At 67.9% G+C, this 24,560-nt stretch carries 36 protein-coding genes; 33 read left to right on the forward strand and 3 right to left on the reverse strand.

Going from position 1 to position 24,560, the window contains the following annotated elements; translation table 11 throughout:
• Position 1: 1 nt before the first annotated feature.
• The 24 genes from rplP (at position 2) to truA (ending at position 13,638) form a co-directional block, all read left to right on the forward strand.
• The gene (gene rplP / locus NE857_RS05280; protein ID WP_017578638.1) at positions 2–415 is read left to right on the forward strand and encodes a 50S ribosomal protein L16; all 414 of its coding nucleotides are present in this window, start codon (positions 2–4) and stop codon (positions 413–415) included.
• Complete coding sequence (rpmC, locus tag NE857_RS05285; protein WP_017578637.1) at positions 415–669, forward strand: 50S ribosomal protein L29; 255 nt, start codon at positions 415–417, stop codon at positions 667–669. The genes rplP and rpmC overlap by 1 nt, the downstream gene beginning before the upstream one ends.
• The gene (rpsQ, locus tag NE857_RS05290; protein WP_017578636.1) at positions 666–938 is read left to right on the forward strand and encodes a 30S ribosomal protein S17; all 273 of its coding nucleotides are present in this window, start codon (positions 666–668) and stop codon (positions 936–938) included. Before rpmC ends, rpsQ begins: the two co-directional genes overlap by 4 nt.
• Before the next feature lie 104 nt (positions 939–1,042).
• Positions 1,043–1,411, forward strand: coding sequence for a 50S ribosomal protein L14 (rplN, locus tag NE857_RS05295; RefSeq protein ID WP_013156121.1), 369 nt, complete (start codon positions 1,043–1,045; stop codon positions 1,409–1,411).
• Between the two features lie 3 nt (positions 1,412–1,414).
• The gene (gene rplX / locus NE857_RS05300; RefSeq protein WP_017578635.1) at positions 1,415–1,720 is read left to right on the forward strand and encodes a 50S ribosomal protein L24; all 306 of its coding nucleotides are present in this window, start codon (positions 1,415–1,417) and stop codon (positions 1,718–1,720) included.
• Positions 1,720–2,295, forward strand: coding sequence for a 50S ribosomal protein L5 (rplE, locus tag NE857_RS05305; protein ID WP_017578634.1), 576 nt, complete (start codon positions 1,720–1,722; stop codon positions 2,293–2,295). Before rplX ends, rplE begins: the two co-directional genes overlap by 1 nt.
• Positions 2,296–2,308: 13 nt before the next feature.
• Positions 2,309–2,494 (forward strand): type Z 30S ribosomal protein S14, encoded by a 186-nt coding sequence (locus NE857_RS05310; protein WP_017588433.1) that lies wholly within the window; start codon positions 2,309–2,311, stop codon positions 2,492–2,494.
• A gap of 271 nt (positions 2,495–2,765) precedes the next feature.
• Positions 2,766–3,164, forward strand: a complete 399-nt coding sequence (rpsH, locus tag NE857_RS05315; protein ID WP_026116173.1) for a 30S ribosomal protein S8 — start codon at positions 2,766–2,768, stop codon at positions 3,162–3,164.
• A gap of 18 nt (positions 3,165–3,182) precedes the next feature.
• Entirely contained in the window at positions 3,183–3,719 is a 537-nt protein-coding gene (gene rplF, locus NE857_RS05320; RefSeq protein ID WP_017578632.1) for a 50S ribosomal protein L6, read from the forward strand.
• Between the two features lie 2 nt (positions 3,720–3,721).
• On the forward strand, positions 3,722–4,102 hold the full coding sequence (rplR, locus tag NE857_RS05325; RefSeq protein WP_017578631.1) for a 50S ribosomal protein L18: 381 nt from the start codon (positions 3,722–3,724) through the stop codon (positions 4,100–4,102).
• Between the two features lie 51 nt (positions 4,103–4,153).
• Positions 4,154–4,756, forward strand: coding sequence for a 30S ribosomal protein S5 (rpsE, locus tag NE857_RS05330; protein ID WP_017578630.1), 603 nt, complete (start codon positions 4,154–4,156; stop codon positions 4,754–4,756).
• Between the two features lie 2 nt (positions 4,757–4,758).
• Positions 4,759–4,944 (forward strand): 50S ribosomal protein L30, encoded by a 186-nt coding sequence (gene rpmD, locus NE857_RS05335; protein ID WP_017578629.1) that lies wholly within the window; start codon positions 4,759–4,761, stop codon positions 4,942–4,944.
• On the forward strand, positions 4,941–5,405 hold the full coding sequence (rplO, locus tag NE857_RS05340) for a 50S ribosomal protein L15 (protein ID WP_017578628.1): 465 nt from the start codon (positions 4,941–4,943) through the stop codon (positions 5,403–5,405). Before rpmD ends, rplO begins: the two co-directional genes overlap by 4 nt.
• A gap of 293 nt (positions 5,406–5,698) precedes the next feature.
• Positions 5,699–7,012, forward strand: a complete 1,314-nt coding sequence (gene secY, locus NE857_RS05345) for a preprotein translocase subunit SecY (protein ID WP_017578627.1) — start codon at positions 5,699–5,701, stop codon at positions 7,010–7,012.
• Positions 7,013–7,672: an adenylate kinase gene (locus NE857_RS05350; RefSeq protein ID WP_254420028.1), complete on the forward strand. Its 660-nt coding sequence runs from the start codon at positions 7,013–7,015 to the stop codon at positions 7,670–7,672.
• On the forward strand, positions 7,672–8,496 hold the full coding sequence (gene map, locus NE857_RS05355) for a type I methionyl aminopeptidase (protein WP_254420029.1): 825 nt from the start codon (positions 7,672–7,674) through the stop codon (positions 8,494–8,496). Before NE857_RS05350 ends, map begins: the two co-directional genes overlap by 1 nt.
• Positions 8,497–8,584: 88 nt before the next feature.
• A complete protein-coding gene (locus tag NE857_RS05360) occupies positions 8,585–9,028 on the forward strand; it encodes a DUF1707 SHOCT-like domain-containing protein (RefSeq protein ID WP_254420030.1) in 444 nt (147 codons plus the stop codon).
• 373 nt (positions 9,029–9,401) lie between these two features.
• Entirely contained in the window at positions 9,402–9,623 is a 222-nt protein-coding gene (gene infA, locus NE857_RS05365) for a translation initiation factor IF-1 (RefSeq protein ID WP_017578623.1), read from the forward strand.
• A 54-nt stretch (positions 9,624–9,677) separates the two neighbouring features.
• A complete protein-coding gene (rpmJ, locus tag NE857_RS05370; protein ID WP_082206327.1) occupies positions 9,678–9,791 on the forward strand; it encodes a 50S ribosomal protein L36 in 114 nt (37 codons plus the stop codon).
• A gap of 219 nt (positions 9,792–10,010) precedes the next feature.
• Positions 10,011–10,391 (forward strand): 30S ribosomal protein S13, encoded by a 381-nt coding sequence (rpsM, locus tag NE857_RS05375; protein WP_017542983.1) that lies wholly within the window; start codon positions 10,011–10,013, stop codon positions 10,389–10,391.
• A gap of 69 nt (positions 10,392–10,460) precedes the next feature.
• Positions 10,461–10,865 carry a 30S ribosomal protein S11 gene (rpsK, locus tag NE857_RS05380; RefSeq protein ID WP_017542982.1) on the forward strand — a complete coding sequence of 135 codons (405 nt, stop codon included), beginning with the start codon at positions 10,461–10,463 and terminating at the stop codon, positions 10,863–10,865.
• Between the two features lie 178 nt (positions 10,866–11,043).
• Complete coding sequence (locus NE857_RS05385; RefSeq protein WP_017578622.1) at positions 11,044–12,066, forward strand: DNA-directed RNA polymerase subunit alpha; 1,023 nt, start codon at positions 11,044–11,046, stop codon at positions 12,064–12,066.
• 65 nt (positions 12,067–12,131) lie between these two features.
• Complete coding sequence (rplQ, locus tag NE857_RS05390; protein WP_254420031.1) at positions 12,132–12,638, forward strand: 50S ribosomal protein L17; 507 nt, start codon at positions 12,132–12,134, stop codon at positions 12,636–12,638.
• 109 nt (positions 12,639–12,747) lie between these two features.
• The gene (gene truA, locus NE857_RS05395) at positions 12,748–13,638 is read left to right on the forward strand and encodes a tRNA pseudouridine(38-40) synthase TruA (protein WP_254420032.1); all 891 of its coding nucleotides are present in this window, start codon (positions 12,748–12,750) and stop codon (positions 13,636–13,638) included.
• Between the two features lie 156 nt (positions 13,639–13,794).
• On the opposite strand, the gene NE857_RS05400 is transcribed toward truA, so the two are convergent.
• A complete protein-coding gene (locus tag NE857_RS05400) occupies positions 13,795–15,042 on the reverse strand; it encodes a hypothetical protein (protein ID WP_254421874.1) in 1,248 nt (415 codons plus the stop codon).
• Between the two features lie 159 nt (positions 15,043–15,201).
• Here NE857_RS05400 and NE857_RS05405 point away from each other — a divergent pair, with 159 nt between their 5' ends.
• From NE857_RS05405 to NE857_RS05425, 5 genes are all read left to right on the forward strand, one after another.
• Positions 15,202–15,609 carry a hypothetical protein gene (locus NE857_RS05405; protein ID WP_254422181.1) on the forward strand — a complete coding sequence of 136 codons (408 nt, stop codon included), beginning with the start codon at positions 15,202–15,204 and terminating at the stop codon, positions 15,607–15,609.
• A 565-nt stretch (positions 15,610–16,174) separates the two neighbouring features.
• Positions 16,175–16,624: a 50S ribosomal protein L13 gene (gene rplM, locus NE857_RS05410; RefSeq protein ID WP_026116168.1), complete on the forward strand. Its 450-nt coding sequence runs from the start codon at positions 16,175–16,177 to the stop codon at positions 16,622–16,624.
• Between the two features lie 37 nt (positions 16,625–16,661).
• Positions 16,662–17,174 carry a 30S ribosomal protein S9 gene (gene rpsI, locus NE857_RS05415; RefSeq protein ID WP_017578617.1) on the forward strand — a complete coding sequence of 171 codons (513 nt, stop codon included), beginning with the start codon at positions 16,662–16,664 and terminating at the stop codon, positions 17,172–17,174.
• A gap of 163 nt (positions 17,175–17,337) precedes the next feature.
• Positions 17,338–18,675: a phosphoglucosamine mutase gene (glmM, locus tag NE857_RS05420; protein WP_254420033.1), complete on the forward strand. Its 1,338-nt coding sequence runs from the start codon at positions 17,338–17,340 to the stop codon at positions 18,673–18,675.
• 167 nt (positions 18,676–18,842) lie between these two features.
• A complete protein-coding gene (locus NE857_RS05425; protein WP_254420034.1) occupies positions 18,843–19,871 on the forward strand; it encodes an ROK family glucokinase in 1,029 nt (342 codons plus the stop codon).
• Between the two features lies 1 nt (position 19,872).
• Here the strand turns inward: NE857_RS05425 and NE857_RS05430 are convergent, their stop codons facing one another.
• Complete coding sequence (locus NE857_RS05430; protein ID WP_254420035.1) at positions 19,873–20,457, reverse strand: Uma2 family endonuclease; 585 nt, start codon at positions 20,455–20,457, stop codon at positions 19,873–19,875.
• 202 nt (positions 20,458–20,659) lie between these two features.
• On the opposite strand from NE857_RS05430, the gene NE857_RS05435 reads away from it, so the two are divergent.
• The 3 genes from NE857_RS05435 (at position 20,660) to NE857_RS05445 (ending at position 23,428) form a co-directional block, all read left to right on the forward strand.
• Entirely contained in the window at positions 20,660–21,433 is a 774-nt protein-coding gene (locus NE857_RS05435) for an SDR family oxidoreductase (RefSeq protein ID WP_184369283.1), read from the forward strand.
• Positions 21,434–21,442: 9 nt separating this feature from the next.
• Entirely contained in the window at positions 21,443–22,207 is a 765-nt protein-coding gene (locus NE857_RS05440; RefSeq protein WP_254420036.1) for a crotonase/enoyl-CoA hydratase family protein, read from the forward strand.
• 126 nt (positions 22,208–22,333) lie between these two features.
• Positions 22,334–23,428 carry a DUF6716 putative glycosyltransferase gene (locus tag NE857_RS05445; RefSeq protein ID WP_254420037.1) on the forward strand — a complete coding sequence of 365 codons (1,095 nt, stop codon included), beginning with the start codon at positions 22,334–22,336 and terminating at the stop codon, positions 23,426–23,428.
• Between the two features lie 109 nt (positions 23,429–23,537).
• On the opposite strand, the gene NE857_RS05450 is transcribed toward NE857_RS05445, so the two are convergent.
• Positions 23,538–23,720, reverse strand: coding sequence for a DUF397 domain-containing protein (locus tag NE857_RS05450; RefSeq protein WP_254420038.1), 183 nt, complete (start codon positions 23,718–23,720; stop codon positions 23,538–23,540).
• Between the two features lie 762 nt (positions 23,721–24,482).
• On the opposite strand from NE857_RS05450, the gene NE857_RS34460 reads away from it, so the two are divergent.
• Positions 24,483–24,539, forward strand: coding sequence for a hypothetical protein (locus NE857_RS34460; protein ID WP_363319944.1), 57 nt, complete (start codon positions 24,483–24,485; stop codon positions 24,537–24,539).
• Positions 24,540–24,560: the final 21 nt, after the last annotated feature.

A 24,560-nucleotide genomic window follows, 5' to 3' on the forward strand; every position in this document is an offset into this window, starting at 1 on the left:
GATGCTTATTCCTCGTAAGGTGAAGTACCGGAAGCAGCACCACCCGGACCTTCGCGGCAAGGCCCAGCGCGGTACCACGGTCGCCTTCGGCGAGTTCGGTATCCAGGCTCTGGAGTCGGCCTACGTGACGAACCGTCAGATCGAGTCCGCTCGTATCGCCATGACGCGTCACATCAAGCGTGGCGGCAAGGTGTGGATCAACATCTTCCCGGACCGTCCGCTGACGAAGAAGCCCGCCGAGGTCCGCATGGGCTCCGGTAAGGGTTCGCCCGAGTGGTGGGTCGCTCCGGTCAAGCCGGGTCGTGTGATGTTCGAGCTGTCGGGCGTGCCCGAGGCCATCGCGAAGGAAGCGATGCGCCGTGCGATGCACAAGCTCCCGATGAAGTGCAAGTTTGTTAAGCGGGAGGGGGAGTGATGGCGAAGTCCGTGACTGCCCATGAGCTGCGCGACCAGTCCGTCGAGGACCTGGTCACCAAGCTCAAGGAAGCCAAGGAAGAGCTCTTCAACCTCCGCTTCCAGGCCGCTACCGGCCAGCTCGACAACCACAGCCGTCTTCGTACCGTCAAGCGCGAGATCGCGCGGATCTACACGGTGCTGCGCGAGCACGAGCTGGGCATCGTCCAGCTGTCTGGTGAGTCGGCTGAGGAGACGAAGGAAGCAGCCGAATGAGTGAGAACCAGACTGACACGCGCAACTACCGCAAGGTGCGCGAGGGCTACGTCGTCAGCGACAAGATGGACAAGACCGTCGTTGTCGAGGTTGAGGACCGCGTCAAGCACGCCCTGTACGGAAAGGTCATCCGTCGGACGACCAAGTACAAGGCGCATGACGAGGCGAACTCCGCTGGCGTCGGCGACCGGGTCCGCATGATGGAGACCCGGCCGCTCTCCGCGACGAAGCGTTGGCGCGTCGTGGAGATCCTGGAGAAGGCTAAGTAACCCCAGCCTGTTGGCGGCCGGCACGAGTTGTCGGCCGCCGACGCGAGGGGTGAGACCACCTAGCCGTGCGGCAGTGGACCGCACGCATCACATCAGGAGCAGACGTGATTCAGCAGGAGTCGCGACTCAAGGTCGCTGACAACACGGGTGCCAAGGAGATCCTTACCATCCGTGTTCTCGGTGGCTCGGGTCGGCGCTACGCCGGTATTGGTGACACCATCGTCGCCACGGTGAAGGACGCCCTGCCTGGCGCTGGAGTCAAGAAGGGCGACGTCGTCAAGGCCGTTGTCGTGCGCACCGTCAAGGAGCGCCGCCGGCCCGACGGCTCCTACATCCGCTTCGATGAGAACGCTGCCGTGCTCATCAAGGACGGTGGGGACCCGCGAGGCACCCGCATCTTCGGCCCGGTCGGCCGTGAGCTGCGTGACAAGAAGTACATGCGCATTATTTCGCTGGCGCCGGAGGTGCTCTAAGCGATGAAGATCAAATCTGGCGACGAGGTCATCGTTCTCGCCGGCAAGGACAAGGGTGCCACCGGCAAGGTCGTCAAGGCCCTGCCCAAGGAAGACCGTGTCATCGTCGAGGGCGTCAACCTGGTCAAGAAGCACAGGAAGGCCAACCCGGCCGGCGGCCAGCAGGGCGAGGTCGTCACCAAGGAGGCCCCCCTCCACGTGAGCAATGTTGCGCTCGCGGAGGACGGCAAGGCCACCCGGGTCGGCTACCGCTTCGAGGAAGACGGAACCAAGGTTCGCGTCTCCCGTCGCACCGGTAAGGACATCTGATGACGGTTACGAACGACATCACCGCCCCTCCGATGCCGCGACTCAAGGAGAAGTACCGCAACGAGATCGCTGCGGGCCTCAAGGACGAGTTCGACATCGCCAACGTCATGCAGATCCCCGGTCTCACGAAGATCGTGGTCAACATGGGCGTGGGCGAGGCGGCTCGTGACGCGAAGCTGATCCAGGGTGCTATCGCCGACATCACGGCGATCACCGGTCAGAAGCCCAAGGTCAACCGGGCCAAGAACTCCATCGCGCAGTTCAAGCTGCGCGAGGGTCAGCCGATCGGCGTCACTGTGACGCTGCGCGGCGACCGCATGTGGGAGTTCCTTGACCGGCTGCTCTCGCTGGCCCTGCCTCGGATCCGGGACTTCCGTGGTCTTTCCCCGAAGCAGTTCGACGGGAACGGCAACTACACGTTCGGTCTGACCGAGCAGGTCATGTTCCACGAGGTCGACCCGGACAAGGTCGACCGCCAGCGTGGGATGGACATCACGGTTGTCACGACGGCGACCACCAACGAACAGGGCCGCAGTCTGCTCAAGCGGCTCGGTTTCCCGTTCAAGGAAGCCTGAGGGGTTACCACAGATGGCTAAGAAGTCCCTGATCGCTAAGTCGCAGCGGAAGCCGAAGTTCGGCGTTCGTGCGTATACTCGATGCTCCAGGTGCGGCCGCCCCCGCGCCGTCTTCCGGAAGTTCGGCCTGTGCCGTATCTGCTTCCGCGAGATGGCTCACAAGGGCGAGCTGCCCGGTATCACCAAGTCGAGCTGGTAGTTTCCGGTGGGGCCGACCATGCGCGCTAGCGCGGTCGGCCCCCCGAAGCGCCATCCGCTTGGTTGCTCACAGCAGTGCCCGTGACCGCTCCATAGCGGTCCGCGGGTCAGCAACATCCATTCATCAGGGCACGGCAGTCCCGCGAGGGACCGCGGTGCCCACGACCACGCCGTAGGTCCTGTTTGTGCACTCCCCGGGGGCGACCCCGCAGGGAGGCAGGCTCTGGGAAAGCCCGCACTCGGAAACCGCGGTGAGGAAGGGCCAGTCGGCCATGACGATGACCGACCCGATCGCAGACATGCTGACACGTCTGCGTAACGCGAATTCGGCATACCACGACACCGTGACGATGCCGTATTCCAAGATCAAGGCGCACATCGCCGAGATCCTCCAGCAGGAGGGCTTTATTCAGGGCTGGCGTGCCGAGGAGGCCCCTGTGGGCCAGAGCCTCGTCCTCGACCTGAAGTACGGCCCCACCCGTGAGCGTTCCATCGCGGGTATCCGCCGGGTCTCCAAGCCCGGCCTCCGCGTGTACGCGAAGAAGGAGAACCTTCCGCGTGTGCTGGGTGGCCTCGGTGTGGCGATCATTTCGACGTCCGGTGGCCTGATGACTGACAAGCAGGCCAAGAAGCGTGGCGTGGGCGGCGAAGTCCTCGCTTACGTCTGGTAACTAGGGAGAGACTGAAGCATGTCGCGAATCGGTCGACTGCCGCTCTCGGTCCCCAAGGGCGTCGAAGTCACGATTAACGGGCAAGACGTCACTGTCAAGGGGCCGAAGGGCGAACTGAAGCACACGATCACCGAGCCGATCACCGCCTCTTTCGAGGACGGGGTCGTCACGGTGGCGCGTCCCGATGACAAGCCGGAGAACCGGTCGCTGCACGGTCTGACCCGTGCGCTGATCGCCAACCTCGTCGAGGGTGTCTCCAAGGGTTACGCGAAGACGCTGGAAATCCACGGTGTGGGTTACCGCGTCCAGGCCCGCGGCTCCAACCTGGAGTTCTCGCTGGGCTTCAGCCACCCCGTGGTCATCGAGCCCCCCGAGGGCATCACCTTCCGCGTGGAGAAGCCGACGATCCTCCACGTCGAGGGCATCGACAAGCAGCTGGTGGGCCAGGTCGCCGCGAACATCCGTAGTCTGCGCAAGCCTGACCCGTACAAGGCCAAGGGCGTGCGGTACAAGGGTGAGCACATCCGCCGCAAGGCCGGAAAGGCTGGTAAGTAGGCATGGGCATCACCGTGAGCCGTAAGCGCACCGCCAAGGCCACCACCTCGCGCAAGCGCCGGCAGTTCCGGGTCCGCAAGAAGGTCGTGGGCACGAGCGAGCGTCCGCGTCTGGCCGTGTTCCGCTCCTCCAAGCACATCGTCGCGCAGGTGATCGACGACACCAAGGGTCACACCCTGGTCGCCGCCTCCAGCGTGGAGACCGACGTGCGTGGCGCCGACGGCACCAAGTCCGACAAGTCCGTCAAGGTCGGTGAGCTCGTCGCGCAGCGCGCGAAGGACGCCGGTATCACCCAGGTCGTCTTCGACCGCGGTGGTAACCGCTACGCCGGTCGTATCGCCAAGCTCGCCGACGCGGCGCGCGAGGGTGGGCTGGAGTTCTAGTTCCATGACCTCTGTAAAGGCCAAGAGCAACCACGAGAAGAGGAATCACTGATGGCTGCAGCACCGCGGCGCGGCGCCGGTGGCGAACGGCGTGATCGCCGTGACGATCGCCGCGGCGGCGCCGCAGACAAGGGTGTCTCCTACATCGAGAAGGTCGTGACCATCAACCGGGTCGCGAAGGTCGTCAAGGGCGGCCGTCGCTTCTCCTTCACCGCGCTCGTCGTCGTCGGTGACGGCAACGGCATGGTGGGTGTCGGTTACGGCAAGGCCAAGGAAGTTCCGGCCGCGATCGCCAAGGGCGTCGAGGCCGCGAAGCGGAACTTCTTCCGCGTCCCGCGGATCCAGGGCACCATCGTGCACCGGGTCCAGGGCGAGGAAGCCGCTGGCGTCGTCCTGCTCCGTCCGGCCGCCCCGGGTACCGGTGTTATCGCCGGCGGCCCCGTGCGCGCCGTCCTGGAGTGCGCCGGTATCCACGACATTCTGAGCAAGTCGCTCGGTTCGTCCAACCCGCTGAACATCGTGCACGCCACGGTGGCGGCGCTCAAGGGTCTCAACCAGCCCGAGGAGATCGCGGCCCGCCGTGGTCTGCCGATCGAGGATGTGGCCCCGGCTGCCATGCTGCGCGCTCGCTCTGAGGCGAAGGCAGGAGCCTGATCATGGCCAAGATCAAGATCACGCAGACCCGCTCCAAGATCGGCGGCAAGGTGAAGCAGCACGCTGCTCTCCAGTCGCTCGGTCTGGGCCGGATCGGTAAGTCCACTGTCCGCGAGGACCGCCCTGAGGTTCGCGGGCAGATCACGATCGTCTCGCACCTCGTTTCTGTCGAGGAGGTCGCAGAATGAGCGACTACAACCCCGACGAGCTGCTCAAGCTGCACCACCTGCGTCCCGCCCCGGGTAGCAACAAGGCCAAGATCCGCAAGGGTCGCGGCGAGGCTTCCAAGGGTAAGACCGCTGGTCGCGGTACCAAGGGCACCAAGGCTCGTAACACTGTTCGTCCCGGTTTCGAGGGTGGGCAGATGCCCCTCATCCGCCGGATCCCGAAGCTCAAGGGCTTCAGCAACGCCCGGTTCAAGACGACCTACCAGGTCGTCAACCTGGACAAGCTGAGCGAGCTCTACCCCGAGGGTGGCGAGGTCACCGTCGAGGGCCTGGTCGCCAAGGGCGCGGTTCGCAAGAACCAGCTCGTCAAGGTGCTGGGTACGGGTGAGATCACCGTCGCCGTGCAGGTGAGCGTTAACGCGTTCTCCGGTGCCGCGAAGGAGAAGATCACCGCCGCCGGTGGCACTGTCACCGAGCTGTAGGGGTTTCCCTACGATGCGTATTGGGGGCGCCCGCCCGGCAGGTCCGATAAGGTCCTGCTGGCGGGCGCCCTCACGCGTTGTGCGGGTTGTTGTGAGTGTTGATCGTTATGCCTCACGAACCCTTCCGTCAGGTGATGGCTGTTACAGTGCCATCTGTTTGAGCTCCCCGCTTGACGTAATGTGAGTACTTCCGAGCACCGGGCGACAGGCCCGGTGCTGACGTTCTACGACGATTCAGGATCGGCCGCGATGTCTGGAACCCGTTCCGCCGCCGAAGCCGCGCAGGAGGAGACGTGCTAGGTGCGTTCGTTCGTGCATTCCGCACGCCCGACCTGCGCAATAAGCTGCTGTTCACACTGTTCATCCTGACGCTCTTCCGGCTGGGTTCGGTGATTCCCGCTCCGGGCATCGACTCCGCGGCGATCAGGGAGCAGATGGATTTCATCACCGCGCAGGACCAGTCCGGTGTCTACGCGTTGGTGAACCTGTTCAGCGGCGGCGCGCTGCTGCAACTTGCGGTGTTCGCGCTCGGGGTCATGCCGTACATCACCGCGAGCATTATCATCAACCTGCTCACGGTGGTGATCCCGCGTCTGGAGGCCCTCAAGAAGGAGGGCCAAGCCGGACAGAGCAAGATCACCCAGTACACCCGCTATCTGACTCTCATGCTCGCCGTGCTCCAGGCCACCTCCATCGTGGCCATGGCCCGCACCGGCGCCCTCTTCCAGAACTCCATCCCCTCGACCGTCTACATGCCCAACCAGGACATCCTCACCATGGTGACGATCGTCTTCGTGATGACCGCGGGTACCGCGATCATCATGTGGATGGGTGAGCTGATCACCGAGCGCGGTGTCGGCAACGGTATGTCGCTGCTGATCTTCACACAGGTCATCGCGATGTTCCCGGCCTCGATCATGGGCTTGTACGAGGAGCGGTCGGTCTGGATCTTCACCATCATCTGCATCGCCGGCCTGGCCCTGATCACCGCAGTGGTGTTCATGGAGCAGGCCCAGCGCCGTATCCCGGTGCAGTACGCGAAGCGCATGGTGGGTCGCCGCATGTACGGCGGCAGCTCGACCTACATTCCGCTGAAGGTCAACCAGGCGGGCATCATCCCCGTGATCTTCGCCTCCTCCCTGCTGTACCTTCCGCAGCTCGTCGTCGGTCTGCTCGGGCAGGACTCCACCCATCCGGTGGCCCAGTTCTTCCAGACCTACTTCCTCACGGGGACCCACCCCATCTACATGGCGACGTTCTTCGTCATGATCGTCGGATTCGCGTTCTTCTATGTGGCCATTACGTTCAACCCCACTGAAGTCGCCGACAACATGAAGAAGTACGGTGGGTTCATCCCGGGTATCCGACCAGGGCGTCCGACCGCCGAGTACTTGGACTACGTCCTCACTCGTCTGACGACCCCCGGCTCTCTGTACCTGGGTGTGATCGCTCTCCTGCCGATGGTCGCTCTCGGTGCCACCGGCGCCAGCATGAACTTCCCGTTCGGCGGGACGAGCATCCTGATCATGGTGGGTGTCGGGCTGGACACGGTGAAGCAGATCGAGAGTCACCTCCAGCAGAGGAACTACGAAGGTTTTCTGCGATAAATGCGTGCAGTATTGGTGGGGCCGCCTGGGGCCGGTAAAGGCACCCAGGCCCAGATCCTCGCGGAAGAGCTGTCGATCCCGAAGGTGTCCACTGGCGACATCTTCCGGGCCAACGTCAGCGGTGGTACCGAACTCGGCAAGAAGGCCAAGGAGTTCATGGACCGTGGTGACCTCGTCCCCGACGAGGTCACGAACGCCATGGTCAAGGACCGGCTGGCCCAGGACGACGCGGCGGGTGGTTTCCTGCTGGACGGGTTCCCCCGCAACGTCCCCCAGGCCGAGACCCTCAAGGGCATGCTCGCCGACCTCGGCACCCGCCTGGACGTCGTCCTGGAGCTGAGGGTCGACGAGGAGGAGGTCGTCAAGCGTCTCTCCGGCCGTCGCTCCTGCCCTGAGTGCGGCCGTGTGTACCACGTCGAGTACGACGCCCCCCGTGAGGCGGGCGAGTGCGACAACGAGGGTGCCGAGCTGTACCAGCGCGAGGACGACCGCGAGGAGACCATCCGGCACCGCCTGAAGGTCTACCGTGACCAGACGGCTCCGCTGGTCGAGTTCTACTCCGGTGAGGGTCTGCTGGCCACCATCGCCGCCACGGGTGCCGTGTCGGAGGTGACGGCCCGTGCGAAGGCCGCCATCGAGGAGAAGCGGTCGGCGGTCTGATGTTTCGAAAGGCGGATCCGGGCGTGCAGATCAAGACGCCGGAACAGATCGCCAAGATGAGGGCGGCGGGTCAGATCGTGGCCCGCGCCCTGGACACCCTCCGGGCCGCGGTGCGGCCCGGGGTGTCGACCCTTGAGCTGGACTCGGTCGCGGAGAAGGTCATCCGGGACGCCGGGGCGGTCCCCTCCTTCAAGGGCTACCACGGCTTCCCCGGTTCGATCTGCGCCTCGGTGAACGAGGAGGTCGTGCACGGGATCCCTACTTCCGAGCGCGTTCTGGCCGAGGGCGACATCATCTCTGTCGACTGCGGTGCCATTCTCGACGGCTGGCACGGCGACTCCGCGGTGACCATCGCGGTCGGCCAGGGCCGGCCCGAGGACCTCGCGATGATGGAGACGTGCGAGGAGTCCATGTGGCAGGGGATCGCGCAGATGCGCCCGGGCAAGCGCCTGGGTGACATCGGGTACGCGATCGGCGGCCACATCTCGGCCAACGGCGGCTACGGCAACGTGCGCGAGTACGGCGGCCACGGCATCGGCACCGAGATGCACATGGACCCGCACGTGCTGAACTACGGCAAGAAGGGTCGCGGCATGCGGCTGGTCGAGGGCATGTGCCTGGCGATCGAGCCCATGACCACGATCGGCAAGCACGACGTCGAGGAGCTCGACGACGGCTGGACCGTCGTGACCCGTGACGGCGGGCGTGCCGCCCACTTCGAGCACACCGTGGCGATCACCGCGGACGGCCCGATGGTGCTGACCGCACGTGAGTCGAACCGCGATAAAATCACACAGATGGGGCTCGTCCAGCCGACCTGGTGACGGAGGTCCCCATCCCCGGCCCTCATCCGGGAATCCGCTGAAGCAGTGGGGGTGGCGACCACTCACAGGTGTAGAGGCGAGGTACGCAGTGTCCGACTCGGCGCCGTCCATGCGTTCGACCGATTCCGAGCGGGACCGTGTCGCGCAGCTGCTCCAGGAGCACTTCGCCCAGGGCCGCCTGGACCACGAGGAGTTCACCGAACGCCTCAGTCAGGTCTACAAGGCCAAGACGGTGGACGAACTGGCGAAGGTCACCACCGACCTGCCCGAGCGGGACCTGGCCGACGTCGGCCGGATCGCGGTCCCCGACAGCGCGGTTCCGCCCCTGCGGTTGCGCGACCCGGCCCTGATGGTGCCGTGGGTGCTCTACGGGGGCGTGAACGCCCTGTGTTTCTCCATCTGGCTGATCCTCTACTTCACCACCGGGGCGGCCTACCCGTGGTTCCTGTGGGTGCTCGGTCCGTGGGGGATCCTGATGTCGGTCGTCACCTTCGGGGTGCTCGCCGCCCATCGCGGCCAGGGCGAGGAGTAGTCGAGGACCAGGGCGGAGGCGCCCGGTGGTTCCGCGGGTCCGCGGCGTTCGGACTGGAGAACAACGCGACTTTTCGACCAGTTTGTCCTACTGGACAGACGGTGTAGAGTTCTCTGCCCTTCGGTTAGGAGTACTTGTCCGAAGGGGATAGACTGTCATTGCCCATACGCGGGCTGTTGGGTCAGTCTGCCTTCTTTGTGCCACGTCCTTCAAGAGACGTACGCTCTTCTCGCAGTTGGCCCGAGCTTCCAGTGTGTTTCGGCTTTGGCGATCCGGTTTCACCGGGGTCGTCCGAGTCTTCGTGTCATGCGAGACCACTGGGGTCGCGTCGGGTTGTCATGATCAACCAATTGATGAGCGAGGCGTGGAGGACATGGCGAAGAAAGACGGCGCCATCGAGATCGAGGGTTCCGTTGTCGAGTCGCTACCCAACGCTATGTTCAAGGTAGAACTCGACAACAAGCACACGGTCCTTGCCCACATCAGCGGCAAGATGCGGATGAACTACATCCGTATTCTCCCCGACGACCGCGTCGTCGTGGAGCTGAGCCCGTACGACCTCACGCGCGGGCGCATCGTTTACCGCTACAAGTAGCCCGTCAGGGGCCGCACGGCCCAAGACTGGTGATGTGATGAGTTCGGAGTCACCATGAAGGTCAAGCCGAGCGTGAAGAAGATCTGCGCGAAGTGCCGCGTGATCCGTCGTAACCGTCGGATCATGGTCATTTGCTCGGACCCGCGCCACAAGCAGCGCCAGGGCTAGTAACCCCGGCTCGCTGACCGCGGCTTCCGCACAGCGAAAACCCGGTAGGGGGAGGTCTTCCCCACCGGGCACGTGAAACAACGAAAAACCTGTTCCGATCTCCCGCCCGCTGGTGGTGGGGGAGAACCCCCGGTCGGAGGCCGGGGCCTCGTCGATTGGGCGACGAGAGGATGGAACGGGTCAGACCTCCGCATAATGCATGGATGGAGTCTCGCCCACATGGCACGTATTGCCGGCGTTGACCTCCCCCGCGACAAGCGGGTGGAGATCGCTCTCACTTACGTTTTCGGGGTTGGCCGTACTCGCGCCCTCGAAACCCTGAAGAACACCGGTGTCGACGGGAACACCCGCGTCTACCAGCTGTCCGAAGAGGACCTGGTCAAGCTGCGCGAGTGGATCGACGCCAACTACCAGGTCGAGGGTGACCTGCGACGCGAGGTCCAGGCCGACATCCGTCGCAAGATGGAGATCGGAAGCTACCAGGGCATCCGCCACCGTCGTGGCCTTCCGGTCCGCGGTCAGCGTACGCAGACCAACGCCCGTACCCGCAAGGGCAAGAAGAAGACCGTGGCCGGCAAGAAGAAGGCCGGCAAGAAGTAGTCCGCCTCGGACCTGTCAACCGCGTCCGAGAAGACACACACGGACCGATGATCTCTGGGAGTTTCGCTCATGCCGCCTAAGGGCCGTCAGGGTGCCGCGCGCAAGGTGCGCCGCAAGGAAAAGAAGAACATTGCCCACGGGCACGCTCACATCAAGAGCACGTTCAACAACACGATCGTGAGCATCACCGACCCCACCGGTGCGGTGATCGCGTGGGCCAGCTCGGGTCAGGTCGGCTTCAAGGGGTCGCGTAAGAGCACCCCCTACGCCGCGCAGATGGCCGCTGAGGCCGCTGCCCGCCGCGCCCAGGAGCACGGCGTCCGCAAGGTCGACGTCTTCGTGAAGGGCCCGGGTTCCGGCCGGGAGACCGCCATCCGTTCGCTGCAGGCGACCGGTCTCGAGGTTGGCTCCATCCAGGACGTCACCCCGGTCCCGCACAACGGCTGCCGCCCGCCGAAGCGCCGCCGCGTCTGATCGGCACCGGCACCCGCGCCTCCTACCGCGCGGGTGCCCCGTGGTGCGCCCGCCGCGGCCCCTGTCTGGGGCCGCGCGGGCAGGGTAGGAATCCGAGTAGAGGGCACCACCGATCCGGAGGTGCCCATCCGGTGGCCGTCAAATAGCGGGCGGCCATGTGGAAGGGAAGACACGGACCATGTTGATCGCACAGCGTCCCACGCTCGCCGAGGAAGTCGTCTCGGACCTGCGCTCGAGGTTTGTCATCGAGCCGCTGGAGCCGGGCTTCGGCTACACCATCGGTAACTCGCTTCGGCGTACCCTGCTGTCCTCCATCCCCGGTGCGGCTGTGACGAGCATCCGCATCGAGGGCGTCGAGCACGAGTTCACCACCGTGCCCGGGGTCAAGGAGGACGTCACCGAGATGATCCTCAACCTCAAGGGCCTGGTCGTCAGCTCCGAGCACGACGAGCCGGTTCTGATGTACCTGCGCAAGCAGGGCCCCGGTGTGGTGACCGCCGCGGACATCGCTCCGCCGGCCGGTGTCGAGGTGCACAACCCCGACCTGCACATCGCCACGCTGAACGGCAAGGGCAAGCTGGAGATGGAGCTGACGGTCGAGCGCGGCCGCGGTTACGTCTCGGCGACGCAGAACAAGCAGCAGGGCCAGGAGATCGGTCGGATCCCGATCGACTCCATCTACTCGCCGGTGCTGCGTGTGACCTACAAGGTCGAGGCCACCCGAGTCGAGCAGCGCACCGACTTCGACCGCCTGATCGTCGACATCGAGACCAAGCCGGCCATCCGTCCCCGTGACGCCGTGGCCAGCGCGGGCAAGACCCTGGTCGAGCTGTTCGGTCTGGCGCGTGAGCTCAACGTCGACGCCGAGGGCATCGACATGGGCCCGTCGCCGACGGACGCCGCGCTCGCGGCGGACCTGGCGCTGCCGATCGAGGACCTCAACCTCACGGTCCGGTCCTACAACTGCCTCAAGCGTGAGGGCATCCACAGCGTTGGTGAGCTGGTTGCCCGCTCCGAGCAGGACCTGTTGGACATCCGCAACTTCGGTGCCAAGTCCATCGATGAGGTCAAGCAGAAGCTCATCGACATGGGCCTGTCCCTGAAGGACTCCCCGCCCGGATTCGACCCCAGCACCGCGGCCGACTCCTACGGCTCCGAGGACGACGAGGGTGAGTCCTTCGTCGAGACGGAGCAGTACTAACCTTCGTCGCCCCAAGGTCCCCGGCCGAGTGCGGCCGTGGACCGCATCACTAGGAGAACGACACCATGCCCACGCCTACCAAGGGCGCCCGTCTGGGTTCCGGGCCCGCTCACGAGCGGCACATCCTGGCGAACCTCGCCACCTCGCTGTTCCAGCACGGCCGGATCCGCACCACGGAGGCCAAGGCCAAGCGCCTGCGTCCGTACGCCGAGAAGCTCATCACTCTCGGCAAGCGCGGTGACCTGCACGCCCGTCGTCAGGTGCTGACCAAGATCACGGACAAGTCCGTGGTGCACGAGCTCTTCACCGAGATCGGTCCGCGCTACGAGAACCGTTCCGGTGGTTACACCCGTATCACCAAGATCGGTCCGCGCAAGGGCGACAACGCCCCGATGGCGGTCATCGAGCTGGTCGAGGCGCTGAGCGCCCCCGCCGCTCCGGCCGCCGCGGCTGCCGCTCCCGTCGAGGAGCCGGTCGAGGCCGAGGCCACCGAGGCCAAGACCGAGGAGGCCGCCGAGGCCCCCGAGGCTGCCGCGGAGAAGGCTGAGAGCTCGGAGACCGAGAGCAAGTAGCGCTGACGCGCTCAGGGCCCCGGCCCGCGCGACACGCTCATGGAGTGCCCGACCCCTGCGGGGGCCGGGCACTCTTCTTTTCCCGGGTGGGCCTGAACGAGGGGCGCGAATGGACGAGGTGGGAATGGACGAGAAGGCTACGGCCGTGAGCGAGGCGTCCGAGAAGGAGACGACTGTCCGGCTGCGGATGGAGATCGCCTACGACGGCACCGACTTCTCCGGGTGGGCCACCCAGCCGACCCGGCGCACTGTGCAGGGTGAGCTGGAGTCGGCCCTGGCCAGGGTGCTACGGCTGCCCGAGGTCTCGGTGGCGTGCGCCGGGCGTACCGACGCGGGGGTGCACGCCCGCGGCCAGGTGGCCCAGGCGGACATCCCGCTCACCACGTGGGAGAGCGAGGGGGAGCGGGTACTGCGCAGGCTCGCCGGGGTGCTCCCCAAGGACGTGCGGGTGAACGGGGTGCGGCTGGCTCCGCCGGGTTTCGACGCGCGCTTCTCGCCGCTGTTCCGACGCTACGTGTACCGGATCAGCGACGCGCCCCACGGCGTGGACCCGCTGCGCCGCCGGGACGTGCTGTGGCACCGGCACCCGGTGGACGTGGATCGGATGAACGAGGCCGCCGCGCTGCTGGTCGGGGAGCACGACTTCGCGGCCTTCTGCAAGAAGCGGGAGGGTGCCACGACCATTCGCGAACTGCTGCGGCTGGAGTGGATCCGGGAGAGCGAGTACCTGATCGCCGGGACCATCCAGGCGGACGCCTTCTGCCACAACATGGTGCGTGCGCTTGTGGGCGCCCTCCTGGCGGTGGGGGACGGGCGGCGCGAGGTTGAGTGGCCCGGCCGGGTTCTGGGGGCGGCTGTGCGCGATTCGTCGGTGCACGTGGTCGGTCCGCAGGGGCTGAGCCTGGAGGAGGTCCGGTATCCGGCGGACGAGGAGCTGGCGGAGCGGGCCAACCTGACGCGACGGGTACGGGAGCTGCCCTGCAAGGGGCACCGCGGGTAGGGGACCGGCGCCTAGGGGCATACGGGCGGAGACCGAGTCTCCCGAGGTCGATGAGAGGTCAGCACGCGAGACGGCGCCACCCCGGTTGCCCACAGGCTGTGGACAACCGGGGTGGCACCGTTTTCGTGTGTTGCCGCGGAGTGCCCGGGCCAGGGGTCAGGCCCGGTCGTCGGCGAGGGCGTCGTAGGCGGTGTCGATGAAGCCCTCACCGATGTCGCGCAGCTCGGTGGCGTTGGCGCCGTCCTCCTCCGCGTCGCCGCTGCCGTCGCTGTTGGCGGACAGTGCGAAGAGGAGGTAGCGGCCCCACTGGCCGCTGCTGCCGTGGCCGCCGGAGTAGCCCAGGCGCTCGGCGGGGGTGCCCTCCTCGCCGGGGAGCCCGGCGAACCACTGGGCGCCGACCAGGTCCTGTGCGCCCATGGCCGTCTCGGCTTCGTCATCGCTGGGCATGGCCGCGATTCCCACCGTGACGGCGTGGTTCTGGTCCTCGCTCAGGTAGGAGGCGCGGACCAGCTGGCGGCAGTCGTTGTCGGCCAGGATCTGGCCGTACTCGCCGTGGGTGCCCTCGGAGCAGTCCTCGCTGTCGTCGACGGCCACGCGGCTGAACGTGCCCTGGCCCTCGATCTCGATCGACTCCGGGAACAGGCTGTCCGGGGAGAGCGTGCCCGGGTCGCTGCCCTCGTCCGCGACGGTGACGGCGTTGGCCCCGCCGCCGGAGCCGAAGCCGCCGCTGGCGAAGTAGAAGGCGCCGCCGCCCGCGATCAGGAGCAGGGCGACGAAGGCCGTGCCCATGAGGATGCCGCGCTTCTTCGACGGCCGCTGCGGGTAGCCGTCGTCGTAGTCGTCGTAATCGTCATAGTCGTCGTAGTCGTCCTGGACGCGCTGGACGTCGAACTGCGCGGTGTCGGCGCCCGCGTCCTCGGGCACCTCGTCGCGGTACAGCGGACGCGCGGCGGGTCCGGAAGGGGCGGCGGGGACCGCGTTCAGGCTCTGGGTCGCGCCCATGGCGTCGGGCGGGAAGACCGGCTCCTCCGCGGGCCGGGGCGGCGCGGGCCGCGGAGGCTGGTGGCCAGGGGCCGCGGGGGGCAGGGCTCCGGCGGGCGCTCCGTGCGGCGGCATTCCGGGCGCGCCGGGACCACCGGGCGGGAGGGAGTTCGGCGGGGGCGGGATCTGCTGGTGCATCGGCGGCTGACCGCCGGTGGGCGTGCCCTGCGGGCCGCCGGGCGGGGGTCCCTGGGGCGGTCCGGGGTGGCCCGGGAGCTGGCCGGGGGGCGCCTGCGGCGGACGGCCCCGCATGTGCGGCGGGACCGGGGCGCCCTGCGCGAGCCCCGGCCTCGGGGCGCCGGGCGGGGGGCCCTGGGGCGCGCCGGGCGGGATGTTCGGTCCGCTCTGGGTGAGATGTCCCATGCCGGGGTGGCCGCCGGTCGGGCCGCTGGGAGGGCCCGGGAGGGGGCCGCCCGGCCGGGGGGCGTTCTGGGGTGCCTGGGGGGTGTTGGGCGGCAGCGGCGCCTGCGGGCCGCTCGGTCCGGCGTGCGGAGGGAACTGCGGTCCGCTCGGTGCCGTCGGGTGGCCCTGTGGGCCCCGGAAGCCCTGCGGGCCCAGTCCTCCCTGGGGATTCTGGCCTCCCTGGGGGCCCGGGCCACCCTGGGGACCCTGCCCGCCCTGGGGGGCCTGCGGGAACTGGCCGGGCGGCGGGAAGCCCTGCGGGGGCTGCGGCGCCTGCGGGCCGCTCGGTCCGGCGTGCGGAGGGAACTGCGGTCCGGAGGGGCCCGCGCCGGGAATCCCTGGCCCACCGGGCGCACCGGGCGTGCCGAACGGCTGCTGCGGGCCCGGTGTGGGAGGCTGGCCCTCAGGCTGGGAGGGCGACCCGAGCAGGTCCGGACCTTCGCCGCCCTCCGGCTGGAGAGGTCGTCCGTCTGGGCCGTACTGAGGCGGGTTCGGATGGGTGCTGATGGGAGTCTCCGAAGGCTCTGAGGGTGGGACTGGGCCGCGGTGCGCCGGGCCCGTGGCCTGTGTCCGCGCGGTGGCGTCCGTGTCGGATCGGCGTGTTCCGGCGACCGTGACGGGCGTCTCCAAAGCTCACGTCATCGCCCGTGATACCGGGCGGAGCGTGGCCTTTCGGTGCAAGGGTAACCAACGCGCGGGCGGGAGCAGGACGAAGCACTCCCGACAACGGGCATAATAAAAGGCGGAGAGGTCACGGATGTGAACCCGTCCCGGCGCTTTCCCGCCAGACGAAATCCCACCAGTCGACCCGGCGCGCTTTGACCTGCGTTAGGGTAGACAGGTAGGATATTTCGTCGTTGTGCGTTGAGTTGCCGTGGGCCCCAAACTCCCGAAGCTGGGTGCCGATCCACGCACCATCGTCTGCGCACTCACGACCGGGTCGTCCTGATTGGACATGGGACATCCGGCCAAGTAGCAGCCCCGCACCCGCGACGGCTGTTCCCGGCCCCGCACCCGTTGGGGTGTTCCGTAATACGAGTCCACCATCCCGTTCGGGATGGGGCAGCCGACTGAAGAGCGAAGGCAAACGATCGTGCGCACATACAGCCCCAAACCAAGCGATGTCCAGCGTCAGTGGCACGTTGTTGACGCGACCGATCTCGTGCTCGGGCGTATGTCGAGCCAGATCGCCACGCTGCTTCGGGGCAAGCACAAGCCCTACTACGCGCCCCACATCGACACCGGCGACTTCGTCATCGTCGTGAACGCCGAGAAGGTCGCGCTGACCGGTAAGAAGCTCGACCAGAAGCGCGCTTACCGGCACTCCGGTTACCCCGGTGGTCTGCGTTCGATCGCGTACGCCGACCTGCTGGAGAAGAACCCCGAGCGGGCCATCGAGAAGGCCGTCAAGGGCATGCTCCCCAAGGGCTCCCTCGGCCGCCAGATGGCCAAGAAGCTCAAGGTGTACGCCGGCGCGGAGCACCCGCACCAGGCCCAGCAGCCGGTTCCGTTCGAAATGAAGACGATCGCGCAGCCCGCCTAGGCGTTCGCAGACTTTTACAGGAAGCACGAGGATCACCGTGGTCGAGCCCACCGGCATCGAGAACGTCGAGCAGGAAATCGCCGACAACCCGGAGGAGTTCCCCTCCGAGTACACCAGCGAGTCGGACGAGGCGACTGACGCCGCCTACGTCCCCACCGCCTCCGGCCCCAGCGCCGGCACCGGTCGTCGCAAGCAGGCCGTCGCCCGCGTCCGCATCGCCCCCGGTTCGGGCGAGTGGAAGATCAACGGCAAGCCGCTTGACGTCTACTTCCCGGACAAGGTCCACCAGCAGACCGTCAAGGACCCGTTCGTCTCCCTCGGGTTCGACGGCGCCTACGACGTCTTCGCCCGTCTGGACGGCGGCGGCACCAGCGGCCAGGCCGGCGCCCTGCGTCACGGCATCGCCCGTGCGCTGGCGACCCTGGACGCCGAGAACAACCGCCCGACCCTGAAGAAGGCCGGTTTCCTCACCCGTGACGACCGCGAGGTCGAGCGGAAGAAGGCCGGTCTCAAGAAGGCGCGCAAGGCTCCGCAGTTCTCCAAGCGCTAATGCTCATGCGCCGGCATCTGCTCGGCTGAGCTTTCGCCCGTGCGTCGTCCCCGCTGTCGGGGCGGCGTACGGGCTTTTGGTTTTTCACGGTGGCTCTCTCCGCCACGCTGAACTTCACCGGCGCCGGTTCCCCGGCGCCGCTTTCGAAAGGGGCTGAAAGCCTGTGGCTCGGCTGTTCGGAACCGACGGCGTACGCGGTCTCGCGGGACGAGACCTGACCGCTTCGCTCACCCTGGAACTGTCCATCGCGGCGGCGCGGGTCCTGGCCTCCGCCGATGAGGACCGGCGTCCGCTCGCGGTCGTGGGCCGCGATCCGCGCGCGTCCGGTGAGTTCCTGGAGTCCGCGGTCGTCGCGGGTCTGGCCAGTACCGGCGTGGACGTCGTGAAGGTCGGTGTGCTGCCCACCCCGGCCGTGGCGTACCTGACCGGTGTCCTGGGCGCCGACTTCGGCGTGATGCTCTCGGCGAGCCACAACCCGGCCCCGGACAACGGCATCAAGTTCTTCGCCAAGGGCGGGCAGAAGCTCGAGGACGCCCTGGAGGAGGAGATCGAGGGCATGCTCGGCGTCCCCTCGACCCCCGCCGTGGGCGAGGCGGTCGGTCGGGTCACCGAGTCCCACGACGGCGTCGAGCTCTACACCAAGCACGTCCTGGACTCCCTCTCGCACAGCCTCAAGGGCCTCAAGGTCGTCATGGACTGCGCCAACGGCGCGGCCAGCACGGTCGCCCCCGAAGCGCTGCGCCGGGCGGGCGCGGAGGTCATCGCGATCGGTGACCGGCCCGACGGTCACAACATCAACCAGGGCTGCGGTTCCACCAGCCTGGGCACCCTCCAGGAGGCGGTGCGCCTGCACGGCGCGGACGCCGGTATCGCCAACGACGGCGACGCCGACCGCTGCCTGGCGGTGGACGCCGAAGGCAACGTGGTGGACGGCGACCAGATCCTCGCGATCCTGGCCACCGAGGCCAAGGACGCCGGGCGTCTGGTCGAGGACACCCTCGTGGTGACGGTCATGTCCAACCTGGGCCTCAAGCTCGCGATGGCGCGCGAGGGCATCACCGTGGTGGAGACCGCGGTCGGTGACCGGTACGTGCTGGAGGAGATGAAGCGCGGCGGGTTCGGCCTGGGCGGCGAGCAGTCCGGCCACGTGATCCTGCTGGACCACGCCAGCACCGGCGACGGCCTGCTCACCGGCCTGCACCTGCTGGCCGCGATGGCCCACCGCAAACAGGGCCTGGCCGAGCTGGCCAAGGTGATGACCCGCCTGCCGCAGATCCTGATCAACGTCCCCGACGTGGACAAGGCCCGCGCCGCGGAGTCCGAGGAGCTGGCCGCGGCCGTGCGCGAGGCCGAGGCCGAACTGGGCGAGACCGGCCGGGTGCTGATCCGCCCCAGCGGGACCGAGCCCAAGGTCCGCGTCATGGTGGAGGCCCCCGAGCAGGAGCAGGCCACCGCCGTGGCCGAGCGCCTGGCCGGGGTGGTCCGCTCCGCGCTCGGCTAGAACCGAGGCTTTTCACGCGCACCCGGGCACGCCGTGCACTTTCGCACCGAGCGGCCCGGGTGCGCGTTTTCGTGTGTGAACGGTGTGGTGGGGCACCCCTGGGGGAGGGCTCTGCCTAGGGTCGAAGGCCCGGGACCGACCCCTCGGGGCGGCGGAGTGGAGCGGACATGATGACGTACGCGCGGTACGGGCACTCCCTGACCATCGGGGTGGACATCGGCGGGACCAAGGTGGCCGCCGGTGTGGTCACCTCCGGCGGCCGGGTGCTGGCGCGCCTGCGCACCGAGACCCCGGAGAGAAGCAAGAGCCCCTCGGTGGTGGAGGACACGATCGTCGCGGTCGTGTCCGAGCTGCGCCAGGAGTACCGGGTGCGGGCCGTGGGGGTGGGCGCGGCCGGGTTCGTCGACGAACGCCGCTCCCGGGTGCTGTTCGCCCCGCACCTGTCCTGGCGGGAGGAACCGCTCCGGGACGCGCTGTCGGTCCGCCTGGGCCTGCCGGTGGTGGTGGAGAACGACGCCAACGCCTCCGCCTGGGCCGAGGTCCGGGCGGGTGCGGCCAGGGGCGTGGACGACGTCGTGGTGGTGAACCTGGGCACCGGGATCGGCGGCGCGATCGTCCTGGACGGCGCTCTGCACCGCGGCCGCTACGGTCTGGCGGGCGAGTTCGGGCACATGACCGTGGTCCCGGGCGGGCACCGCTGCGAGTGCGGCAATCGCGGCTGTTGGGAGCAGTACGCCAGCGGCAACGCGCTCACCCGCGAGGCGCGCGAACTGGTGGCCGCGGAGTCTCCGGTGGCCGAGGTGCTGCGCCAGGCCGTGGGCGGCGACCCCGAACTCATCACCGGACCGCTGGTCAGCGAACTGGCCCGCAAGGGCGACCGTGCCTGCCGCGAACTCCTCGAAGACGCGGGAGGCTGGCTGGGCGTGGGCCTGGCCAACCTGGCGGCCGCCTTCGACCCGGAGCTGTTCGTGATCGGCGGCGGGGTCTCCGAAGTGGGGGAGCTGCTGCTCGGCCCTGCCCGCAGCGCCTTCGCCAAGGGCCTGACCGGCCGCGGCTACCGCCCGGAGGCCCGTGTGGTCGCCGCCGCCCTGGGCAACGAGGCGGGCATGATCGGCGCCGCCGACCTCGCCCGCGAAGCCCTGCCGAGGGGCCGCAGCCGCCGCCGACAGCAGCGTCTGGGGAGGGCTCGCTGGTGAGCTAACTCCTGACGAGCTTCTTCAGGTTAACTTCGATGGGGAAGGGCACCTGGAGTTCCAGCCGATCGCGGAAGATCCCCATGGCTACGTAGCCCCTTGTCGTGGCGTCGAGCTCATACACGTGGACGACCGCCCTCCCGTTCTCCCAGACCACGCGCCAGAAGTGGGGTATGCCTGCCGCGGCGTACTTTCCGGGCTTGACCTCCCTGTCGCGAAAGACGGACTCGGGTGACTCGACCTCCACCACGAGAACCACGTCCTCCGGAGGGATGCTGGTTGCCTCGTACCAGTCCTCCTGTTCGGCCTCGCGGTCCCTGTAGACGACGATGTCCGGCTCGGGACGCTGGTGCTTGTCGAGCGTGGTGGTCAGTTCCTCGTCTGCCATGAGTCCGGTAGGCGCCTGTTCCTCCAACGCGTTGGTCAGCCGCCTGATGACACGACTGTGGAACCGGGTCTGGGGGGACATCACGATGGGCGCTCCGTCGATGAGCTCCATCCGGGGGGCTTCCGGAGGGAGGTGGTCCATGTCGTCGGCGGTCCAACCCTCAGCCGGGGGCATGAACCAGTCGGGGAGCGGATCGGCCATCGAATCCTCCTGGGTCGATTCCTGAGCCCACTCTAGTGTCGCTGTTCTTCGCATGACAGGAAGGTAGCGCTGTGTGACGACAGAGCGGGGTGCTTTGGTCATACCCGTTTTCGCGCTTCGATCGCTGCTGGTCACGGGACTATTCGCGATTAACCGAACCCGGTTCTAGTGCGTGGGTCACATCCTCGGTAGAGTGCGGCACATGGATCTCAACGGAATCTCCGCCCTCGTCTCGGGCGGCGCGAGTGGCCTCGGTGAGGCCACCGCCAAGGAACTCGCCGCTGCCGGTGCCACCGTCGTCGTCGCCGACCTCAACGCCGAGCGCGGCGAGGCTGTCGCCAAGGAGATCGGTGGCGTCTTCGTCTCCACCGACGTCTCCCAGGAGGACCAGGTCAAGGCCGCGGTCCAGGCCGCCGCCGACACCGGCAAGCCCTTCCGCGTCGCGGTGTCCTGCGCCGGGATCGGCTGGGCCACCCGCACGGTGGACCGGAACGGCAACCCCCACGACCTGGACAGCTACCAGAAGGTCATCCAGGTCAACCTGATCGGCACGTTCAACGTGCTCCGTCTGGCGGCGGCCGAGATCGCCAAGACCGAGCCGGTCAACGAGGACGGCGAGCGCGGCTCCATCCTCAACACCGCCTCCCTCGCGGGCATCGAGGGCCAGATCGGCCAGATCGCCTACTCGTCCTCCAAGGGCGGCGTGATCGGCATGACCCTCCCGGCCGCCCGCGACCTCGCCGCCATCGGCGTCACCGTGAACACCATCGCCCCGGGCATCCTCGAGACGCCCATCTACGGCGACGGCCCGGGCTCGGAGGAGTTCAAGCAGAAGCTCGCCGCTCCGGTGCCCTTCCCCAAGCGCCTGGGCACCGCCGCCGAGTTCGGCAAGCTCGCCCGGACCCTGCTCGAGGTCAGCTACATCAACGGCGAGGTCGTCCGCATCGACGGCGGCCTGCGCATGCCCCCGAAGTAGGAGGACACCGTGTCCGACGAGGTTCTCTACACCGCCGATGACGGCGTCGCCGTCATCACCATCAACCGCCCCAAGGCCAAGAACGCGGTGAACGCCGCGGTAGCCGCCCAGATCGCCGAGGCGCTGGACGACGTGGACGCCCGCAAGGACGTCAACGTAGCGATCATCACCGGCGCGGGCGGCACCTTCTGCGCCGGGATGGACCTCAAGGCCTTCATGAAGGGCGAGGTCCCGGTCGTCGAGGGGCGCGGCTTCGGCGGTTTCGCCGAGCGCGGCCCGAAGAAGCCGCTGATCGCCGCGGTCGAGGGGTACGCCCTGGCCGGTGGTTTCGAGGCGGTGCTCGCCTGCGACCTGGTCGTGGCCGCGGACGACGCCAAGTTCGGCATCCCCGAGGTCAAGCGCGGCCTGGTCGCCGGAGCGGGCGGCCTGCTGCGCCTGCAGCACCGCATCCCGCGCAACATCGCGATGGAGTTCGCCCTCACCGGCGACTTCGTCGACGCCCAGCGCCTGGCCGACCTCGGTCTGGTCAACCAGATCACCGCGAGCGGCGGCGCCCTCGAAGGCGCCAAGGCCTTGGCCGCCCGCATCACCCCCAACGGTCCGCTGGCCCTGAAGGTCTCCAAGGAGATCATCCAGGCCTCGGACGACTGGTCCAGCGACCAGATGTGGGACAGGCAGAACGAGCTGGCGGGCCCCGTGTTCGTCAGCCAGGACGCGATGGAGGGGGCAATCGCCTTCGCCGAGAAGCGCGCCCCCGTCTGGAAGGGCGAGTAGCCCTCCCCAGCCCGACGGCGGCCGTCCCCGGGGGACGGCCGCCGTCGGCGTTCCGGGAGTTCCGTAGCGTTCACAGCCCGTGTGTAGCCTGGGACCCTTCACCCCGAACGCCAAGGAGACGGCTTCGTGACGCTCATTCCCACACGGAGGCGCCCCGGCCCCGGCGCTCTCACGGTTCTGGCGGTCGCCGACTCCGTGGAACGGGTCCGGCTCAGCGTCGCCATGCTCGACCGCCTCAGCTGGCCCGGGACCACCGTGGGACTGGTCGTCGTCCGTACTGGCAGCACCCCTTCCCCCGCCCGTATCCGGGAGGAAACCGAGGGCACCGGGCAGGCCGGTCTACGCGTTCCGGTCCTGACCACGAGGCAGACCCGCCGACTGGTCCGACGCCGCCGCCCCGACGCCGTGCTGCTCAACTGCTCCGGCCCGCTCGTGGAAAGCCTCTCCTGGTCCCTGAGATCGGTGTTCCGCCGCTACCGCCCGGTGGTGGCCTCCGCCCTGCCCGCCCTGTCGGTACCCGCGGTCGAGGGGGAATGGCTACACCGTTCCCGGGTCGACCTGGTCGTGGCGCACAGCCACCGTGAGGTCGCCGACTACAGGGCCCTGGGTGAGAAACTCGGCACCAGGGGCGAGGTGGGGCTGTCGAGCCTGCCCCTCGGAGCCCGAGAGGCCGAGCAGGGCACCGGCAGGAACCGGGTGGTGTACGCGGCCCACCCCGGGACCCCGGACACGGAACAGGGCCGCAGGCACCTCCTGCTGGCCCTCACCGAACTCGCCGCGAAGCGCCCCGACCTCGAAGTGGTCGTGCACCTGGGCCGGGAGAAGAACGCCAGCCCGGAGCTCATGGCGACCTGGCACGCTCTGCTGGCCGAAGGGAGGGTCGGCGACCGCGCCCCGAACTTCCGCTCGGGCCCACTGGCCGACCAGCTGAACCGGGCCCGCGGCCTGGTCGCCGCGGGTTCGACGGCCGTCCTCGAAGCACTCACCCACCGGGTGCCCGCCCTGGTGCTCACCGAGTTCGGGGTGGGCCCGCGCCAGGGCAACGCCGTCTTCGAGGACAGCGGCCTCTTCGGCACCCTGGCCGACGTCCGCGCCGCCCGTTTCCGCAGGCCCAACCGCGACTGGGGCGAGCGCAACCACTTCCACCCGCCCGCCCACGAGGACTGGGTGGAGCGCCTCCACAACCTCCACGCCCGAGCCCTGCGCGGAGAGCTTTCCTGACCCCCGCCGATGAATGTGAGGAGGGCGGTTACGACCCCCCTGGGATCGTGACCGCCCTTCCGTGTCTGCCAGTCGCGCATGGTGAGATCGAACAGAGTGTCCGATCGTGTCAGTGCTGAAGAGTACTCAGCAGATGGGACAACTCCGTGCTCTGGAAAGTGAGGTGTCCCAGCTCGCGGTTCTGGGTGTCGCGGACAGCGGCCATACCACGTAGCTCCGCGACCTTCACGCACTGCGGGCCCCCGGGGTTCCTGTAGCTGGACTTGCGCCACTGCGCGGTGGTCATGTCCATGGGAGGCCTCGTTTCAGGTCAAACACTTCAGGAGATCAGGCGCTCAAGGAAGTCGGCTGACTCCTTGTGCCAGGTGATCGGGGCCCCGACCAGAACCGAACCGATTCGGCCCCAGCTGTCTTCGGCACCTCGGCGGTGGGAGCTTGCGAGCAGTGCCGGGAAGCGTGCGACTGGGCAGACCCGGATGAGGTTGCGGGCGCCCTGGTTCGGCCTTACGTGGTCCGGGAGTGAGGTCGATGGAGACCAGGGGCAGGGCGGTCGAGTAGGTATTGGCCATCGCTATCGGGTAGGGACGCGGAGCCACAAGCAAGATGACCTGTTCACTGGCACAGGTGTCCTACTCCGTCTGCGGCACCGCCTGCCGAACAACATCACGAAACAGGAGCGGTTGCTCCGCCCCTGACTCGGCCAGAGGGGATCCGCACCGGGCGGCGCAGCGACGCATCCTCGGCCAGGCGAGCTCCTCCACGCTGTCGTGCCCGGACACGTTCCGGATCTCGAGACCTCCCAACGCACCGGTCCTCCGCATGACGGTCTCTCCGCGCGGGACGCGGAATCCTACGCGGAGAAGATGATGCTCTTGGCGGTGGAGCAGTACGGGGAGAGGGACGAACCCGAACTCGTCCCCGGACAGGAGCGACGGTTCAGGGGACGTTGACCAATCTGAGCGACTGGGGCGACGAAGACCCCACGGCCAACCCCCCCCGTGCTTGGAGAAGCTGAATCGGCACTCTGACGCCGATACACCCCCACTACGCGGAACTGCGGGAGCATGACTCCCTCACACACCTGAACGGGCTGCACCGGATGCTGGCTTGAGGGCTGTGAGGGCGGCTGCCG

Origin of the sequence: Nocardiopsis exhalans (genome assembly GCF_024134545.1) — a bacterium.
Classification (GTDB): domain Bacteria; phylum Actinomycetota; class Actinomycetes; order Streptosporangiales; family Streptosporangiaceae; genus Nocardiopsis; species Nocardiopsis exhalans.

What these genes read in the sequence shown, in the direction of transcription:
- rplP (WP_017578638.1), top strand. Translation starts at nt 2, where the DNA reads ATGCTTATTCCTCGTAAGGTGAAGTACCGGAAGCAGCACCACCCGGAC.
- rpmC (WP_017578637.1), top strand. Translation starts at nt 415, where the DNA reads ATGGCGAAGTCCGTGACTGCCCATGAGCTGCGCGACCAGTCCGTCGAG.
- rpsQ (WP_017578636.1), top strand. Translation starts at nt 666, where the DNA reads ATGAGTGAGAACCAGACTGACACGCGCAACTACCGCAAGGTGCGCGAG.
- rplX (WP_017578635.1), top strand. Translation starts at nt 1,415, where the DNA reads ATGAAGATCAAATCTGGCGACGAGGTCATCGTTCTCGCCGGCAAGGAC.
- rplE (WP_017578634.1), top strand. Translation starts at nt 1,720, where the DNA reads ATGACGGTTACGAACGACATCACCGCCCCTCCGATGCCGCGACTCAAG.
- NE857_RS05310 (WP_017588433.1), top strand. Translation starts at nt 2,309, where the DNA reads ATGGCTAAGAAGTCCCTGATCGCTAAGTCGCAGCGGAAGCCGAAGTTC.
- rpsH (WP_026116173.1), top strand. Translation starts at nt 2,766, where the DNA reads ATGACGATGACCGACCCGATCGCAGACATGCTGACACGTCTGCGTAAC.
- rplF (WP_017578632.1), top strand. Translation starts at nt 3,183, where the DNA reads ATGTCGCGAATCGGTCGACTGCCGCTCTCGGTCCCCAAGGGCGTCGAA.
- rplR (WP_017578631.1), top strand. Translation starts at nt 3,722, where the DNA reads ATGGGCATCACCGTGAGCCGTAAGCGCACCGCCAAGGCCACCACCTCG.
- rpsE (WP_017578630.1), top strand. Translation starts at nt 4,154, where the DNA reads ATGGCTGCAGCACCGCGGCGCGGCGCCGGTGGCGAACGGCGTGATCGC.
- rpmD (WP_017578629.1), top strand. Translation starts at nt 4,759, where the DNA reads ATGGCCAAGATCAAGATCACGCAGACCCGCTCCAAGATCGGCGGCAAG.
- rplO (WP_017578628.1), top strand. Translation starts at nt 4,941, where the DNA reads ATGAGCGACTACAACCCCGACGAGCTGCTCAAGCTGCACCACCTGCGT.
- NE857_RS05350 (WP_254420028.1), top strand. Translation starts at nt 7,013, where the DNA reads ATGCGTGCAGTATTGGTGGGGCCGCCTGGGGCCGGTAAAGGCACCCAG.
- map (WP_254420029.1), top strand. Translation starts at nt 7,672, where the DNA reads ATGTTTCGAAAGGCGGATCCGGGCGTGCAGATCAAGACGCCGGAACAG.
- infA (WP_017578623.1), top strand. Translation starts at nt 9,402, where the DNA reads ATGGCGAAGAAAGACGGCGCCATCGAGATCGAGGGTTCCGTTGTCGAG.
- rpmJ (WP_082206327.1), top strand. Translation starts at nt 9,678, where the DNA reads ATGAAGGTCAAGCCGAGCGTGAAGAAGATCTGCGCGAAGTGCCGCGTG.
- rpsM (WP_017542983.1), top strand. Translation starts at nt 10,011, where the DNA reads ATGGCACGTATTGCCGGCGTTGACCTCCCCCGCGACAAGCGGGTGGAG.
- rpsK (WP_017542982.1), top strand. Translation starts at nt 10,461, where the DNA reads ATGCCGCCTAAGGGCCGTCAGGGTGCCGCGCGCAAGGTGCGCCGCAAG.
- NE857_RS05385 (WP_017578622.1), top strand. Translation starts at nt 11,044, where the DNA reads ATGTTGATCGCACAGCGTCCCACGCTCGCCGAGGAAGTCGTCTCGGAC.
- rplQ (WP_254420031.1), top strand. Translation starts at nt 12,132, where the DNA reads ATGCCCACGCCTACCAAGGGCGCCCGTCTGGGTTCCGGGCCCGCTCAC.
- truA (WP_254420032.1), top strand. Translation starts at nt 12,748, where the DNA reads ATGGACGAGGTGGGAATGGACGAGAAGGCTACGGCCGTGAGCGAGGCG.
- NE857_RS05400 (WP_254421874.1), bottom strand. Translation starts at nt 15,042, where the DNA reads ATGGGACATCTCACCCAGAGCGGACCGAACATCCCGCCCGGCGCGCCC.
- NE857_RS05425 (WP_254420034.1), top strand. Translation starts at nt 18,843, where the DNA reads ATGATGACGTACGCGCGGTACGGGCACTCCCTGACCATCGGGGTGGAC.
- NE857_RS05430 (WP_254420035.1), bottom strand. Translation starts at nt 20,457, where the DNA reads ATGGCCGATCCGCTCCCCGACTGGTTCATGCCCCCGGCTGAGGGTTGG.
- NE857_RS05435 (WP_184369283.1), top strand. Translation starts at nt 20,660, where the DNA reads ATGGATCTCAACGGAATCTCCGCCCTCGTCTCGGGCGGCGCGAGTGGC.
- NE857_RS05450 (WP_254420038.1), bottom strand. Translation starts at nt 23,720, where the DNA reads ATGGACATGACCACCGCGCAGTGGCGCAAGTCCAGCTACAGGAACCCC.